Origin of the sequence: Flavobacterium sp. XN-5, from assembly GCF_008033395.2 — a bacterium.
GTDB lineage: Bacteria > Bacteroidota > Bacteroidia > Flavobacteriales > Flavobacteriaceae > Flavobacterium > Flavobacterium hiemivividum.
In genome coordinates this window covers 638389-653742 of the sequence record NZ_VOGZ02000001.1, presented here as the reverse complement: position 1 = coordinate 653742, position 15354 = coordinate 638389, and the positions used below count along the sequence as shown (strand labels likewise).

The window sequence follows — 15354 nt, the reverse complement described above, 5'->3', positions numbered from 1 at the left end:
TTTTTTGGTTGGTTGTTTTATATGTATTTGTATCCGGGAATCGTTAAAAAGTCGATAAATTTAGGATTGACAACTAGAATATCCAATAGTTGTTTGGCTAATTTGTATTTGCCTTTTTCATGATTTTCATCTCCTACAAGTTTTCTTATTTTTTCGAATTCCTCCATGGCAATACGATGATAATAGCTGTCATTCAATTCTTTTCCATCTTCTAATGTTACTTTGTTTTGTAGCCATTGCCATAGTTGGGATCTGGAAATTTCTGCTGTTGCAGCATCTTCCATCAAATGATGAATGGCGGCAGCACCTTGGCCGTTGAGCCATGAGGCTATGTAAAGAATAGAAACATTTATATTTTTTCTGACTCCTTCTTCAGTAATGGTTCCAACTGGTGCTTCTAATAGGTTTTCTTCAGAAACGTTAACGTCTTCTCTTTTTACATGAATCTGATTTTTTGTAGGCATGTATTTGTCGAATACTGTCATGGCTAATCCCACTAGATCCGGATGCGCTACCCAAGTACCATCATGTCCGTTTTTTGCTTCACGTTCCTTATCGGCGATGACCTTGTTGAATGCGATTGTGTTCGCTTCGGGATCATTTTTTATCGGAATTTGTGCTGCCATTCCACCTATAGCGTGGATGTTTCTTTTGTGACATCTTTGAATCACCAATTGTGAGTAGGCAAGCATAAATGGAGAAGTCATCGTTACTTGGTCTCTATTCGGGACAATAAATGCCGGATTGTTTCTTAATTTTTTGATGTAAGAGAAAATGTAATCCCATCGACCACAGTTTAGGCCTACGATGTGTTCTTTCAACTCAAATATGATTTCGTCTAACTGGAAACTTGCTGTTATCGTTTCAATTAATACCGTTACTTTGATTGTTCCTCGTGGTATTTTTAAGTAGTCTTCGGTAAAATCGATTACTTCGTTCCACCATCTTGCTTCTAGATAATGCTCTAATTTTGGAATGTAATAATAGGGAGCTGATCCATTTTCTATTAATTGGTCGAAATTATGAAAAGCGTATAATCCAAAATCAATTAATGAACCGGAAGTTTCTGTACCGTCTATCAAAATATTCTTTTCCGATAAATGCAATCCTCTAGCTCTAACAATTAAAACGGCAGGCTTGTCGTTCAGCTTGTATTTTTTGTTTTTGATTGGGTCTTCTAATGAAATTGTTTTGTTCACCGCATCGATTAAGTTTTGCTGACCATTCATTAGATTGTCCCAAGTAGGCGATGTGCTGTCTTCAAAATCAGCCATAAATGTTTTTGCTCCGCAGTTGAGTGCGTTGATCACCATTTTTCTATCGACTGGGCCTGTTATTTCTACTCTTCGATCTAATAAATCGTCGGGTGTGCAAGCAGCTTGCCAGTCACTTTCTCTGATATTTTTTGTTTCTATTGGAAAGCTGGGCAAATTCCCAGCATCAAATAGCAGCTGTTGTTTTTCTCGTCTTTCTAATAGCAAAAGTCTTTGGTTATTAAATTGACGATGTAAGTCGGTTACAAAGTCGATTGCGGTATCTGTTAAAATATTCGCATACTGCTGAGATGATTTAGCAGTGATTTGGAATGAATATTCGGTTGTTTTAGTTTTATCTTTCATGGTTAATGTGTTTTACATGACAATGTTACGAAAAGTTTTTTACAAAACAAGCGAACGTTCGCAAAAAATATAAAAAACTTTTTTCTTACATTTTTATTTTTTAGCGTATATTTGAAATAGTGCAATGTGTCTGGGTTTAGGGTTGTTGTCTTTTTCGAAAAGAAAAAATAGCAGCTCCAAATGAAATAGAAAGCTTTCATCAATTGCTCTTAAAAAATTAATATACCGCGGTATGACTGTAGAAAAAGAATATATTAAATTGATTTTTGGGCTGAAACTCAAGCAAGCTCGCACGAATAAGAATTTATCTTTATTTGGTTTGGCAAAAATCACAGATCTGTCAAAATCGTATTTGAACGAAATCGAAAAAGGTAAAAAATATCCAAAAACAGATAAGATTATACTTCTATCGGAAAAGTTAGATGTTTCTTATGATAATATGGTTTCCTTGAAGTTGGATAATAATCTGGCTCCAATAGGGGAAATCTTAAAATCTGGGATTCTAAAGGAGATTCCTTTAGATGTTTTCGGAATCCAGGAAAATGATCTTATTGATATTATTGCTAATGCGCCTGCAAAAGTAAATGCCTTTATTAGCACGATTATCGAGATAGCGCAGCACTATAATTTAACTCGAGAGAGTTTTTTTCTGGCCGCCTTACGTTCGTACCAAGAAGCGCATAATAATTATTTTGAGGATTTAGAGCAAAAAGTGTTAGACTTCTCAAAAGCATTTCAAATAAATATAGACAGTAAAATTGCTGTTGGAGATTTGACAGCTGTGTTGATCGAAGAATATGGTTATACAATTCAGGAGATTGTTTTTTCAGAGCAGGAGGAATTAGGAGATTTGCGATCTATATATGTTCCAAAAAGTAAAACTTTGTTACTTTCATTAGACATCGACGAACAACAAAAGGCATTCATTCTAGCTAAGGAGATTGCTTATAATTATTTAGAAATAACCGAAAGATTGTATACTTTCAGTTGGATAAAATTCGACAATTTTGATCAGGTTTTAAATAATTTCTATGCTTCTTATTTTGCTGGAGCGTTACTAATACCTAGAAAAAAATTGGTTGGCGAATTGAATTTGTTTTTGGCTAAAACAGATCCTAAGCCACAAGAAATGCTGCAATTAATGGGTAAGTTTAATGTATCTCCAGAATCGTTTTACCAACGATTAACTAATATTTTACCTAAGGATTTCCAATTAAAAAATATATTTTTTCTTCGATTGTCTCATAAAATCGGCGCGGATACTTATCAGATTAAAAAAGAGCTGCATATTACTAATCAGCAGGAGCCGCATGCTAACGAAATGAACGAGCATTATTGCCGTCGTTGGGTTTCAGTTAAAACAATCGAGCAATCCATAGCGCAGCATAAAAAACACTTTTTTGATGCTCAGATTTCGAGTTACGAAAACAGCGGAAACGAGTATTTTGTTTTTTCATCGGCCACCGAAGATCCTTTCAAAAAAGATTGTTTGAGAAGTATATCTGTTGGTATTTTGATTACGTCTAGCATGAAGAAGAAATTTAAATTCATCGATAATAAATCAATTAAAAAGCAAATTGTAGGAGTTACTTGTGAAACATGTGCTGTAAAAAACTGCGAAGAAAGAGTTTCTGCTCCCATTCAACTAGAACTCAAAACCCGAAATGAAAATACGGATTTAATAGTTCAAAAATACATGGACAAGTTTAGTTAATTGTGTCTAAGACATACAGAAATCTGGTTTTTTGTCACGGAATAAATAGAATATCTATTATTTTGTTAAATTGTAAGGTCTGAAAAAGAATCTTCAACGAAGTGATAAATGTTTTAATGAATTGAACTACAATTAGAAATTAGTTTTTTAAAGGCTTAAATTTAGTGGAAACCGACACTTTAAAATCATTATAAATAACAGCGAAAAGGTTGTAGTTCATTTCATTTTGCTTTATTTTTGTGGTATTTTTTAAAACAAATTATTCAAATCTTATGGCAAAATCTGCATTATTGAAGTCGTCAATAGCTAAAAAAGTTGCTATGGCGCTTTCAGGAATTTTTTTAATGCTGTTCTTAGCACAGCATTTTTTTATTAATATGACTTCGGTTTTTAGTTCCGATACTTTTAATTCGATTTCTCATTTTATGGGAAATAACGCACTGGTTCAATTTGTGATTCAGCCCATTTTAATTGTAGGTGTTATTTTTCACTTTACAATGGGTTTTGTTTTAGAAATTCAAAACAGAAACGCAAGACCAATTTCGTATGCTAAAAACAACGGAGCTGCAAATTCTTCTTGGACTTCAAGAAACATGATCTATTCTGGAGTAGTAGTTCTGGCATTTTTAGGATTGCATTTTTACGACTTTTGGTTTCCAGAGATGGTTTACAAGTACGTTGAGGTAAGCCCATTAGACGAAACAAGATATTTCCACGAATTAGTGGCTAAATTTGAAAGTCCGGTACGAACAGGATTGTATTCACTTTCTTTTATTTTGTTAGCATTACACTTATGGCACGGATTCAGCTCTTCTTTTCAATCAGTTGGGTTTAATAATAAATATTCAAGATCTTTAAAAGCTTTTGGATACGCTTTTGCAATTGTGATTCCTTTTGGATTCATTTTTATTGCATTATTTCATCATTTCAATCATTAATATTCAATTATAATGGCATTAGACTCAAAAATTCCAAATGGTCCTATTTCGGACAAATGGACAAATTATAAAGATCATATTAATTTAGTAAATCCTGCTAACAAACGTAACCTTGATGTTATTGTTGTTGGTACAGGATTAGCTGGAGGTTCTGCTGCTGCAACTTTGGCAGAGCTAGGATATAACGTTAAAGCATTTTGTTTTCAAGATTCCCCTCGTCGTGCGCACTCAATTGCAGCACAAGGTGGTATTAACGCTGCAAAAAATTATCAAGGAGACGGAGATTCAACTTTTAGATTGTTTTATGACACTGTAAAAGGGGGAGATTACCGCGCTCGTGAAGCAAACGTACACCGTCTTGCTGAAGTTTCAACAAATATTATTGACCAATGTGTGGCTCAAGGAGTCCCATTGGCGCGTGAATATGGAGGTTTATTAGATAATCGTTCTTTTGGTGGTGCGCTAGTATCGAGAACCTTTTATGCTAGGGGGCAAACAGGGCAGCAATTGTTACTTGGTGCTTACTCAGCAATGAATCGTCAAATAGGTCGTGGAAAAATAAAAATGCACAACCGTCACGAGATGCTAGATATAGTAATCGTAAACGGAAAAGCAAGAGGGATTATCGCTCGTAATTTAATTACTGGTGAAATCGAAAGACATTCCGCTCATGCAGTTGTGATCGCCTCTGGTGGTTACGGAAATGTATTTTTCTTATCAACAAATGCCATGGGATCTAATGCTACAGCAGCATGGAAAATCCATAAAAAAGGAGCTTATTTTGCAAATCCTTGTTACACACAAATTCACCCTACATGTATTCCAGTTTCTGGAGACCACCAATCGAAATTAACTTTGATGTCAGAGTCATTGCGTAATGATGGTCGTATTTGGGTTCCTGCTAAACTAGAAGATGCTAAGGCAATTCGTGAAGGAAAGAAAAAAGCAATTGATTTATCTGAAGCTGAAAGAGATTATTACTTAGAAAGAAGATATCCAGCTTTTGGTAACTTAGTTCCTAGAGATGTAGCTTCTCGTGCAGCTAAAGAAAGATGTGACGCTGGTTTTGGAGTAAACAAAACCGGTGAAGCAGTTTACTTGGATTTTGCTGCAGCGATACAACGTTACGGAAAAGAGCAAGCTTTCTTAAAAGGAATTGATGCTAATGATAAAAAAGCGGTTACTAAACTAGGTACTGAGGTTGTAAAAAATAAATACGGGAATTTATTCCAGATGTATTATAAAATTGTAGATGAGGATCCTTATACTTCACCTATGATGATTTACCCAGCGGTTCACTACACAATGGGTGGGACATGGGTTGATTATAACTTGATGACTACAATTCCTGGATGTTTCTCAATTGGAGAATCTAACTTCTCTGATCACGGTGCAAATAGACTTGGAGCTTCTGCCTTGATGCAAGGTTTAGCTGATGGTTATTTTGTATTGCCATACACAATTGGAGATTACTTATCTCCAGATATTAAAATGGGTCCTATCCCAATTGATTCTCCAGAATTTGAAGCTGCAGAAAAAGGAGTTAAAGACCAAATCGAGAGATTCATGAATAATAACGGAACACATTCTGTTGACTATTTCCACAGGAAATTAGGGAAAATCATGTGGGACAAAGTGGGTATGGCTCGTAATGCTCAAGGACTAAACGAAGCAATCAATGAAATCTCTGCTTTACGTGAAGAGTTTTATAAGGATGTAAAAATTCCTGGGACAGATAAAGGGTTCAACCAAGAACTAGAGAAAGCAACTCGTGTAGCTGACTTTTTAGAACTAGGCGAATTATTTGCTAAGGATGCATTGCACCGTAACGAGTCTTGTGGAGGACATTTCCGTGAGGAATATCAAACAGAAGATGGGGAAGCAAAACGTGATGACGAAAATTTCGCTTACGTTGCTGCTTGGGAATACAAAGGAAAACCTAGTGACGCTGTTCTACACAAGGAAGATTTGGTATTTGATGCCGTTAAATTAGTTCAAAGAAATTACAAATAGCATTTAGTTAAAAGGCTAAAGTAGTAAGATGAAATGACTTCACGTCAATCGACTTTCGACTTTCGTTTTTATGACTTTCAAACTAAAAAAGTATGAAACTTACATTAAAAATATGGCGTCAAAAAAACGCCCAAGATAAAGGAGCAATGGTTGATTATCAAATCGACGGAATTGAGCCAGACATGTCTTTCCTTGAAATGCTAGACGTTTTCAATGAAGATTTAATGAGCAAAGGTGGTGAACCAGTTGCTTTTGATCATGACTGTCGCGAAGGAATTTGCGGAATGTGTTCTTTATTCATTAACGGAGAGGCGCACGGACCAGATAGAGGTGTAACAACTTGTCAATTACACATGCGTATGTTTAAGGATGGTGATACAATTACCATCGAACCATTTCGCGCAGCTGCTTTTCCAGTAGTTAAAGATTTAGTTGTTAATCGTAGTGCTTTTGATAGAATTCAACACGCTGGTGGATTTATATCTGTAAATACTTCAGGAAATACAATCGACGCTAATGCTATTCCAATTAACAAGCAAGATGCTGACGATGCGTTTGATGCCGCTACTTGTATTGGTTGTGGAGCTTGTGTAGCGAGTTGTAAAAACTCTTCTGCAATGTTATTTGTGGCTGCAAAAGTATCTCAATATGCATTATTGCCTCAAGGTAAAATTGAAGCAACTGATCGTGTATTAAATATGGTGAGCCAAATGGATGCGGAAGGTTTCGGAAACTGTTCGAATACTGGAGCATGTGAGGTTGAATGTCCGAAAGGAATTTCTTTAGAGAACATTGCTCGTATGAACAGAGAATATTTATCTGCAAGTATGAAAGGTTAAAAATAACTCGTTTTTCAATATTAAAAAAACGCATTCATTGATTTGAATGCGTTTTTTTTGTCCAATTTATTTGAAATAGTTAATCTTTCCAGCCCCAGGGCGCAGCAGGTGTAGGGACTGTTTTTGTTAAATCAAATTTTACTGTAAACAATCGTTCTGAACCTATGCGTCTTAGATTATAAGTAAACGATGTTTCGTCTAAAGTGATCCACCAAACATTGGCCGCGGCATTTGGAATTGTATCATAGGTTTGTTGATCTGCTGGGAAAAACTGTAGTGTTGACGAACCAGAATTAGTCGTTGTTCCACCATATTGAGTAACTTTATCTTCCGAACCGTCTTCGTGACGGTGATCGTGTTTCAATTCAATGCGGTCATTTTTATAGGTTAATACCCAAGTTCGAGATTTGTCATCAGCTACAAAAAACGGAATTCTTATTGTAGTTTCTCCACAATTGCGAACGTGCATTACTAATTTTTTATTTCGAAAAGTATCATTGTCCGCTCCTTCTGTAACTTGGCCTTCAAAAGATTTTCCGCATTGTTTCTGTAAGTTTTCCCAAAATTGTTTTGCACCTGATTTCTGTTGGCCGAAAGCAAAAACAGAGATTAGCATGGCGCAAAGGAGTAGTTTCTTTTTCATGTTTTTTTTTAGCTAATATAATGAACTTAAATTACTGTGATATTTCTTAATTTTATAAAAAATTAAAGCAATGCAAGTTATATTGATTCAAGCTCCTTTAATTTGGGAAAACCCAAAGTTAAATCGTGATTATTTCGAAGAAAAAATTAATGCACTTTCTCAAAAGATTGATTTAATTTTACTTCCAGAGATGTTCACCACGGGATTTACTATGAATCCTAGGGCTGTTGCTGAGACAATGGAGGGAGAAACTGCACTGTGGATGCAATCTTTGGCAAAAGCTAAAAACAGCGCTATCACGGGAAGTGTTGTTATTGAGGAGAACGGTAATTTTTATAATAGAATGTTGTTTGTGTTCCCTTCGGGCGAAATTCAGCATTATGATAAAAGGCATTTATTTACTCTTGCAGGAGAGGAAAAAGTATATACGGCAGGGACTAAAAAATTGATTGTTGAGTATTTAGGTTGGAAAATCTGTCCGCTTGTATGTTATGATTTGCGTTTCCCGGTTTTTTCGAGAAATGTTGAAAATTATGATTTACTGATTTATGTTGCCAGTTGGCCAAAAATTAGAACAAATGCTTGGGATGCTTTATTAAAAGCGCGCGCAATAGAAAACATGAGTTATGTAATTGGGGTGAATAGAACAGGAGTAGACAACAATGGACATGCTTACATAGGACATTCACAAGTTGTCGATTATTTAGGCGATTATATAGTGGAACCACATGAAATCGACGCTGTTTTAAAGGTTACATTAGACAATTCAAAATTAATTGAGGCGCGAAAAAAATTTGGTTTTCTAAACGATCAAGATGATTTTGAGCTTAGAAACTAGATTTTTTCTTGTTTTCCGTTTTCTTTTTTGGTTCAGGAGTGTACGGAATACTCAAATCAAAAGCTTGTTCTACATCCCAATTTGCCCTGATGTCTATTTCTTTTGAAAAATAAATCACTTCTTCCGAATAGCGTTTCTCTAGGTAATTTCCTGAATCGTAGACTTTATTTTTATTATCGTCATAAATGGCACGAAGCGTGAATAAAGAGGGTTCCATCAGGTTGAAATCAACTGTATTGTCACTCTCTGTATATTCTGAAGCTAAAATGTCTCCTTTTAGATTTGTTAATTCTACAATGACTGGGAAGCGTTTTACATTTTCCAATTTTACTCTAAGGTTCCCATAATCGGAAGTGTTTTGAGTAGTAATATTGTATTTTAAAGTGTCATTCGATTTTTCGAAAAAATCAGTAAGTGCGCCTGGTAGGATGCTGAAGGTATATTTTTCTAATGGTTCTTTCTTGAAGTCAATAAATAATTTCTGGTTGAATTCATCATATTCAGTAGTAAACGGAATTGCGATAGAATCTTTATTGATGAGTTTAATTTTCGAATTGTCGAACTTTACTAAAGGCGTGTTGCTTTCTAATGTAAACCGATTTCTAAAATGCAAGTTGCCGTTGTAAATCGCAGCGATGTTTAAGGTGTCTTTTTTCTGGTCTTTAATTTTGATAGAAAAGTCTCTTTGGTATTTATTTTTGGCTACAGCCAATGATAAAGAATCCGCTTTAAGGGGTTTAAACCATATTTGCAGTGAATCTTTTTTAGGTAGCTGAGTAACAATCGAAGCTAAGTTTTCGTTGTTGTTTTTTAGCGTTATTGATGGTCTAGAATTAGCTAAACTCATATTTCCTTCATATGCCATGACTAATCTATTTCCGGATGCTTGTGTAGGCTTAAAGGCTTTGAATGGTAATATTTCCTTGAATAATTCCAATTCATACACAGTGTCATTTGGAATAGTGATGAAATTTTTGATGAAAGCAATTTTGTCCTCTTTAGGATTGAATTTATTATTACTGTTTTTGTCTTTCAGCGCCACAAGAAGGTATTTTCCAGCTTTTAAATTTTCTAGTCGAAATGTTTTTAAACTGTCTAAGGTATTTGTAATATATCTGGGATTCTCGTTGTAAATAACGGAGTCATTAAAGGCTTCATTTACGTCATAAAGCATCACGGAAACAAAAGGTGCTACTTCAATATCATAGGCGTCTTTAATTCTGCCTCCAATGGCTAAGGAGTCGATATAATCCCCAGTTGAAAAAATATATTTGAATTGATTGTATGGGTTTCCTTCGTTATTATCAGCGATACTTTGACCAAAATTGATGCTATAGGTTGTGTTAGCTTTAAGAGTGTCTATTATTTTTATCGAAAGAAATTTAGATGCGGATGTTGGTGAAATAATCGGTTCGTATTTCATGGGAGGTGAAATAATCAATTGCTTATTTAGGTTTTTAAGCTTGATGTTTTCATCGAAGGTTAATTTAATTTCGTCTCCTTTAAAATTTGTGCTAAAATTTTCAGGGAAACTCGTTTTTAATACAGGCGCAATCGTGTCTTTTAGACCTCCTGTGATGGATCCTCTTTTGGCGCAACTTGCGATAACTATAAGCAACAGAAGGGAAATATATCTTAAATTGTTTTTCAACATATCAAATTAGTATTAGAGTGTACAAAATAACAATTATAATTGCTGAGATTGAAGTTTTTTATAAAATTATTATAGGTAATCGATTAGGTGTACTTTTAGTGCTCTTCTGCTACATTTTGGTTTTTAATGCTTAATTTTACTTATTGGCGCAGCATGTATTAATAATTTGTTGGTAGTTTTTCGCTGCGTTTTGCAATTAAAAATAAGTAGAAGATTTAAAGAATGAGAAAAGTAGAGCATATAGGGATTGCGGTGAAAGATTTAGAAGTTTCAAATTTATTGTTCGAAAAACTTTTTGGAGCACCGGCTTATAAATTTGAGGAAGTCGAAAGTGAAGGAGTGACAACTTCATTTTTTATGAACGGACCTAATAAAATTGAGCTTTTGGCGGCGACAAATCCAGAGAGTCCTATTGCTAAATTTTTAGAAAAGAAAGGCGAGGGTATTCATCACATAGCTTTTGATGTAGAAAACATAGAAGAAGAAATTGCCCGACTTAAAAATGAGGGTTTTGTTGTCTTAAATGAAGTTCCAAAGAAAGGAGCTGATAATAAGTTGGTCGCCTTCCTGCATCCCAAAAGTACTAATGGGGTTTTAATTGAGCTTTGTCAAGAAATAAAATAATTTTTTTTCGAAAGTTTAAAAGCTAATAATCAATGGTTTTGTAATTTTAATCTTAAAAAGATGTAAGTTGGTTAGAAATCTAAGCTAAAAATATTTGGAGCAAACGAAAAATAGTAGTAATATTGCACACTCTTAACCGGTCCTATAGCTCAGCTGGTTAGAGCACCTGACTCATAATCAGGTGGTCCCTGGTTCGAGCCCAGGTGGGACCACATTTAAAAACCCCTCAAGATTAATTATTTTGAGGGGTTTTTTATATACGTGTAAATCTATTTTCATTAAAATTCATTAAAAAAAAGGTATCTTTATCTTGGAATAGTTGTTTTTGTGAGTCTTCATGGATAGATTATTGATTTCTGTAAAATCATAGGAATAAACAACTTAAATTGCTTTTTTTTAATCAATTGATTTACTATTTTTGGGAATTATGAAGGTAATGTTAGATAGATTCTTTCTTTTGCTTGTTTTCCTGGCGGGGGCTTTTTGTTCTTTTGCCGCTAAGGGGAAGGAGCCGCCTCAACCCAATCCTGCTGGAAAAAATAATTCTGCGCTTACTACTTTTTCAGGTCCTGGGCCTCCTCCTCCTGGACTGCCTATTGATGAAAACATCCTTATTTTAATAATAATTGCGCTTCTATTTGGAATTTATATTATCTATAATCACAGATTAAAAACAAAAGCTTCGATGTAAATCGAAGCTTTTGTTTATAAAAGGAGTTTTTAGTTTTTACTGTATAAGCGAGAAACATATTTCCCAATTACATCAAACTCGAGGTTGATTTTTGTACCAATCACGAAATTCTTAAAATTCGTGTGTTCGTGGGTATATGGAATTATCGCAACACTAAATTGATTTTTCTTTGAGTTTACAACTGTTAAACTTACTCCGTTTACGGTAATCGAACCTTTTTCGATAGTAAGGTTGTTTAGCGCTTGATCGTATTCAAAGGTGTAATGCCAGCTGCCATTGGTTTCTTCGGCTTCAATGCAAATACCTGTTTGATCTACATGTCCTTGTACGATGTGTCCGTCAAGACGGTCTCCTAATTTCATGGCTCTTTCCAGGTTGACACTGTCGCCCACTGTCCAGCCTCCTATATTCGTTTTTTGAATAGTTTCGTTAATTGCGGTAACGGTATATGAGCTGTCTGTTATTGCTACCACAGTTAAGCAAATTCCATTGTGGGAAACGCTTTGATCTATTTTTAGTTCGGCCGTGATGGAGGAATTGATTGTGATGTGAATATTGTCTTTCTCTTTTTTTATTTCTTGGATAGTGCCAAGGGTTTCTATGATTCCTGTAAACATTTCTTGTTTTATTTTACTAAATTTGCACTTCAAAATTAGTAATAAATAACTAGAGGTAATGATGAAAAAAGCAGAAAATATAATTGTTGGAATTTCGATAGGAGATTTAAACGGTATTGGAAGCGAGGTTGTTCTTAAAACTTTCGAGGATTCTCGAATGTTAGAACTGTGTACTCCTGTTATTTTTGCTAATGTGAAAATAATGTCATTCATAAAAAAGAATTTAGATTCAGCAGTTCCGTTGCATGGAATTGATAAGTTAGATCAAATTCTTCCTGGGAAGATCAATGTTTTCAATCTTTGGAGAGAAGGCGTGGATTTGAATCTTGGAGTAAATGATGATAAGGTAGGTGAGTATGCGGTAAAATCATTTATTGCTGCTACAAATGCTTTAAAAGATGGATTGGTGGATGTTTTAGTTACTGCGCCAATAAATAAATACAATATTCAATCAGAAGAGTTTAAGTTTCCTGGGCATACGGATTATTTAGATCGGGAATTGGAAGGGAATGCGTTGATGTTGATGGTTCAAGGTAATTTAAGAGTGGGTTTGTTGACAGATCACATTCCTGTTAGTGAAGTGGCGTCTCGACTTACTGAAGAGCTTATTAGAGTAAAAATTGAGACGGTAAGAAAAGCGCTTATTCAGGATTTTAGTATCAATAAACCAAAGATTGCGGTATTAGGATTAAATCCGCATTGTGGTGATGGTGGTGTGATAGGTAAAGAAGATGATGCGGTGTTGAAGCCAACATTGAAAAAAATATTCGAAAAAGGCACCTTAGTTTTTGGACCTTTTGCGGCGGATGGTTTTTTTGGAAGCGGGCAATATGAGAATTATGATGCGGTAATTGCTACTTATCATGATCAAGGATTGATTCCTTTTAAAACATTATCTTTTGGTAATGGGGTGAATTATACAGCTGGTTTGAATAAAATAAGAACTTCTCCAGATCATGGAACTGCTTATGATATTGCTGGGAAAGGAATGGCGGATTATAACTCGTTTAAGGAAGCGGTTTATCTTGCTTTAGATATTTATCGTTCCAGAATTGAGTATGCAGAAATTAGTGAGAAACCACTAAAAGTTAGGGAAAAACAGCACTAAATAAAAAAAGATAAATAACATTATTAGTTTTGTAATAATTTTATATCTTTGCACTCCCGAAGTTTGGGGCAAAATTTTGGCGAAATGAATAAGACTAAACAATATTTAATTCCATTTGTGGGATTGAAGCTAGGAAAACATCATTTTGAATATCAAATAAGTAATGCGTTCTTTGAAATCTTTGATTATGATGAATTTGAAAATTCAAACATCAAAGTAAACGTAGTTTTAGAGAAGAAAAGCACGATGCTGGAATTGATTTTCAAGCACGAAGGAACAGTAAATGTACCTTGTGATTTAACGAGTGAAGATTTTGATTTGCCAATAAAAGGCGAGATGAAATTGATAGTTCGTTTTGGTGACGTATATAATAATGATAATGAGGAGTTGTTGATTCTGCCATTTGGAGAATTTGAAATAGACATTGCTCAGTATATATATGAAATGATTGCGCTTTCTGTACCTTTAAGACGGGTTCATCCAGGTGTTCAAGACGGAAGTTTAAAAACGGAAGCTCTTGAAAGACTAAAGGAATTAGTTTTGGAAGAGCATAAAGAAGAGAATGAAGAACAGGTTGAAGAAGACACAATACAAGATAAAGAAGAGAATATTGACCCGCGTTGGGACAAATTAAAGCAACTATTAACGGATAAATAATATAGTAAAATGGCACATCCTAAGAGAAAAATCTCCAAAACAAGAAGAGATAAGAGAAGAACGCATTATAAAGCTACTGTAGCACAAATCGCTACTTGCCCAATTACGGGTGAGGCGCATTTATACCATAGAGCCTACTGGCATGAAGGGAAAATGTATTACAGAGGGCAAGTTGTTATAGATAAGTCTGTAGCTGTTGCTTAATGCATTTTTTTGCAAATGATATTGGAACTCTCACTTCGTGAGAGTTTTTTTGTTGTTTATAATTTTCATAAATAAGAAGTTCTAAATCAGGAGGTTTAGATATTTTTTTGTAATTTTCAACTCTTTTAATCGTTTTTTCAAATGTCATTATTTGAAAAAAAATATTCAAATACCATGAATACAATCACAGCCGCAATAACCGCTGTTGGAGCCTATGTTCCTGACTTTGTACTTTCAAACGAAGTCCTTGAAACTATGGTCGATACAAATGACGAGTGGATCACTTCTCGAACAGGAATTAAAGAAAGAAGAATTCTTAAAGACGCAGACAAAGGAACGTCGTATTTAGCCATAAAAGCAGCAGAAGATTTATTAGCTAAAGGAAATATTAATCCTTTAGATATTGATTTAATAGTAATGGCAACAGCTACGCCAGACATGCCAGTTGCTTCGACTGGAGTTTATGTTGCAACTGCAATAGGCGCTACAAATGCTTTTGCTTTTGATTTACAGGCAGCTTGTTCCAGTTTTATATATGGAATGTCAGTTGCTTCAGCTTACATACAATCTGGAAAATATAAAAAAGTACTATTAATAGGAGCTGATAAAATGTCTTCTATTGTAGATTATACAGACCGTTCTACTTGTATCATTTTTGGCGATGGAGCAGGTGCTGTTTTATTCGAACCAAATTATGAGGGATTAGGATTGCAGGATGAGTATTTAAGAAGTGACGGTGTAGGTCGTGATTTTTTAAAGATTGATGCTGGAGGATCTCTACATCCTACTTCTATAAAAACAGTGGAAGAGAACAGACATAATATTGTTCAAGATGGAAAGACTGTGTTTAAATATGCAGTAACAAATATGGCTGATGCCAGTGAGCTAATTATGAAAAGGAATGACTTGAGCAACGCAGATGTTGACTGGTTAGTTCCACATCAGGCTAATAAGCGTATCATTGATGCGACGGCTAGCAGAATGAATTTAGAAGAATCCAAGGTTTTAATGAATATAGAGAAGTATGGAAATACTACTTCTGCAACATTGCCTCTAGTGCTTTATGATTTTGAACACTTATTTAAAAAAGGGGACACAATCATCTTGGCTGCCTTTGGAGGTGGTTTCACTTGGGGGTCTGTTTATTTAAAATGGGCATACGACAAAAAATAAATTTAAACTAAAAACAAATAAT

At 34.8% G+C, this 15354-nt stretch carries 15 protein-coding genes and 1 tRNA gene; 12 read left to right on the top strand and 4 right to left on the bottom strand.

The genetic code is table 11. The features are described 5' to 3' along the window. Positions 1-17 precede the first annotated feature (17 nt). A complete protein-coding gene (aceB, locus tag FQU23_RS02940) occupies positions 18-1619 on the bottom strand; it encodes a malate synthase A (RefSeq protein WP_147672504.1) in 1602 nt (533 codons plus the stop codon). A 232-nt stretch (positions 1620-1851) separates the two neighbouring features. On the opposite strand from aceB, the gene FQU23_RS02935 reads away from it, so the two are divergent. The 4 genes from FQU23_RS02935 to FQU23_RS02920 all read left to right on the top strand — a co-directional run bounded on the left by FQU23_RS02935 (position 1852) and on the right by FQU23_RS02920 (position 7123). Continuing rightward, entirely contained in the window at positions 1852-3333 is a 1482-nt protein-coding gene (locus FQU23_RS02935; protein WP_147672503.1) for a helix-turn-helix domain-containing protein, read from the top strand. Between the two features lie 272 nt (positions 3334-3605). Further along, a complete protein-coding gene (locus FQU23_RS02930; RefSeq protein ID WP_147672502.1) occupies positions 3606-4271 on the top strand; it encodes a succinate dehydrogenase cytochrome b subunit in 666 nt (221 codons plus the stop codon). Positions 4272-4283: 12 nt separating this feature from the next. Beyond that, positions 4284-6284: a fumarate reductase/succinate dehydrogenase flavoprotein subunit gene (locus tag FQU23_RS02925; protein WP_147672501.1), complete on the top strand. Its 2001-nt coding sequence runs from the start codon at positions 4284-4286 to the stop codon at positions 6282-6284. 92 nt (positions 6285-6376) lie between these two features. After that, positions 6377-7123, top strand: a complete 747-nt coding sequence (locus FQU23_RS02920) for a succinate dehydrogenase/fumarate reductase iron-sulfur subunit (protein ID WP_132108964.1) — start codon at positions 6377-6379, stop codon at positions 7121-7123. A gap of 79 nt (positions 7124-7202) precedes the next feature. Here FQU23_RS02920 and FQU23_RS02915 read toward each other — a convergent pair whose 3' ends face one another. Further along, positions 7203-7766 carry a hypothetical protein gene (locus FQU23_RS02915; RefSeq protein ID WP_147672500.1) on the bottom strand — a complete coding sequence of 188 codons (564 nt, stop codon included), beginning with the start codon at positions 7764-7766 and terminating at the stop codon, positions 7203-7205. A 70-nt stretch (positions 7767-7836) separates the two neighbouring features. Between FQU23_RS02915 and FQU23_RS02910 the strand changes: the two genes are divergently transcribed. Then, complete coding sequence (locus FQU23_RS02910; RefSeq protein ID WP_147672499.1) at positions 7837-8604, top strand: amidohydrolase; 768 nt, start codon at positions 7837-7839, stop codon at positions 8602-8604. Here FQU23_RS02910 and FQU23_RS02905 read toward each other — a convergent pair. Then, a complete protein-coding gene (locus FQU23_RS02905; protein ID WP_147672498.1) occupies positions 8594-10258 on the bottom strand; it encodes an Ig-like domain-containing protein in 1665 nt (554 codons plus the stop codon). The two genes, FQU23_RS02910 and FQU23_RS02905, sit on opposite strands and share 11 nt — an antisense overlap. A gap of 222 nt (positions 10259-10480) precedes the next feature. On the opposite strand from FQU23_RS02905, the gene mce reads away from it, so the two are divergent. The 3 genes from mce to FQU23_RS02890 all read left to right on the top strand — a co-directional run bounded on the left by mce (position 10481) and on the right by FQU23_RS02890 (position 11573). Next, positions 10481-10882 (top strand): methylmalonyl-CoA epimerase, encoded by a 402-nt coding sequence (mce, locus tag FQU23_RS02900; protein ID WP_147672497.1) that lies wholly within the window; start codon positions 10481-10483, stop codon positions 10880-10882. Between the two features lie 138 nt (positions 10883-11020). Next, positions 11021-11094: transfer RNA gene (locus tag FQU23_RS02895), tRNA-Ile, on the top strand. A gap of 215 nt (positions 11095-11309) precedes the next feature. Next, positions 11310-11573: a hypothetical protein gene (locus FQU23_RS02890; protein ID WP_147672496.1), complete on the top strand. Its 264-nt coding sequence runs from the start codon at positions 11310-11312 to the stop codon at positions 11571-11573. Positions 11574-11602: 29 nt separating this feature from the next. Here the strand turns inward: FQU23_RS02890 and FQU23_RS02885 are convergent, their stop codons facing one another. Next, positions 11603-12190 carry a riboflavin synthase gene (locus FQU23_RS02885; RefSeq protein WP_147672495.1) on the bottom strand — a complete coding sequence of 196 codons (588 nt, stop codon included), beginning with the start codon at positions 12188-12190 and terminating at the stop codon, positions 11603-11605. Between the two features lie 58 nt (positions 12191-12248). Here FQU23_RS02885 and pdxA point away from each other — a divergent pair, with 58 nt between their 5' ends. From pdxA to FQU23_RS02865, 4 genes are all read left to right on the top strand, one after another. Next, a complete protein-coding gene (pdxA, locus tag FQU23_RS02880) occupies positions 12249-13298 on the top strand; it encodes a 4-hydroxythreonine-4-phosphate dehydrogenase PdxA (RefSeq protein WP_147672494.1) in 1050 nt (349 codons plus the stop codon). 84 nt (positions 13299-13382) lie between these two features. Next, a complete protein-coding gene (locus tag FQU23_RS02875) occupies positions 13383-13955 on the top strand; it encodes a YceD family protein (RefSeq protein WP_132108950.1) in 573 nt (190 codons plus the stop codon). Positions 13956-13964: 9 nt separating this feature from the next. Continuing rightward, on the top strand, positions 13965-14159 hold the full coding sequence (gene rpmF / locus FQU23_RS02870) for a 50S ribosomal protein L32 (protein WP_007137315.1): 195 nt from the start codon (positions 13965-13967) through the stop codon (positions 14157-14159). Between the two features lie 174 nt (positions 14160-14333). Continuing rightward, a complete protein-coding gene (locus tag FQU23_RS02865) occupies positions 14334-15332 on the top strand; it encodes a beta-ketoacyl-ACP synthase III (RefSeq protein ID WP_147672493.1) in 999 nt (332 codons plus the stop codon). Positions 15333-15354: the final 22 nt, after the last annotated feature.

Bases quoted from the DNA above. Each gene is read 5' to 3' on its own strand.
- FQU23_RS02875 (WP_132108950.1), top strand. From the start codon at position 13,383: ATGAATAAGACTAAACAATATTTAATTCCATTTGTGGGATTGAAGCTA.
- mce (WP_147672497.1), top strand. From the start codon at position 10,481: ATGAGAAAAGTAGAGCATATAGGGATTGCGGTGAAAGATTTAGAAGTT.
- FQU23_RS02890 (WP_147672496.1), top strand. From the start codon at position 11,310: ATGAAGGTAATGTTAGATAGATTCTTTCTTTTGCTTGTTTTCCTGGCG.
- aceB (WP_147672504.1), bottom strand. From the start codon at position 1,619: ATGAAAGATAAAACTAAAACAACCGAATATTCATTCCAAATCACTGCT.
- FQU23_RS02865 (WP_147672493.1), top strand. From the start codon at position 14,334: ATGAATACAATCACAGCCGCAATAACCGCTGTTGGAGCCTATGTTCCT.
- FQU23_RS02905 (WP_147672498.1), bottom strand. From the start codon at position 10,258: ATGTTGAAAAACAATTTAAGATATATTTCCCTTCTGTTGCTTATAGTT.
- FQU23_RS02920 (WP_132108964.1), top strand. From the start codon at position 6,377: ATGAAACTTACATTAAAAATATGGCGTCAAAAAAACGCCCAAGATAAA.
- FQU23_RS02915 (WP_147672500.1), bottom strand. From the start codon at position 7,766: ATGAAAAAGAAACTACTCCTTTGCGCCATGCTAATCTCTGTTTTTGCT.
- FQU23_RS02925 (WP_147672501.1), top strand. From the start codon at position 4,284: ATGGCATTAGACTCAAAAATTCCAAATGGTCCTATTTCGGACAAATGG.
- FQU23_RS02930 (WP_147672502.1), top strand. From the start codon at position 3,606: ATGGCAAAATCTGCATTATTGAAGTCGTCAATAGCTAAAAAAGTTGCT.
- pdxA (WP_147672494.1), top strand. From the start codon at position 12,249: ATGATGAAAAAAGCAGAAAATATAATTGTTGGAATTTCGATAGGAGAT.
- rpmF (WP_007137315.1), top strand. From the start codon at position 13,965: ATGGCACATCCTAAGAGAAAAATCTCCAAAACAAGAAGAGATAAGAGA.
- FQU23_RS02935 (WP_147672503.1), top strand. From the start codon at position 1,852: ATGACTGTAGAAAAAGAATATATTAAATTGATTTTTGGGCTGAAACTC.
- FQU23_RS02910 (WP_147672499.1), top strand. From the start codon at position 7,837: ATGCAAGTTATATTGATTCAAGCTCCTTTAATTTGGGAAAACCCAAAG.
- FQU23_RS02885 (WP_147672495.1), bottom strand. From the start codon at position 12,190: ATGTTTACAGGAATCATAGAAACCCTTGGCACTATCCAAGAAATAAAA.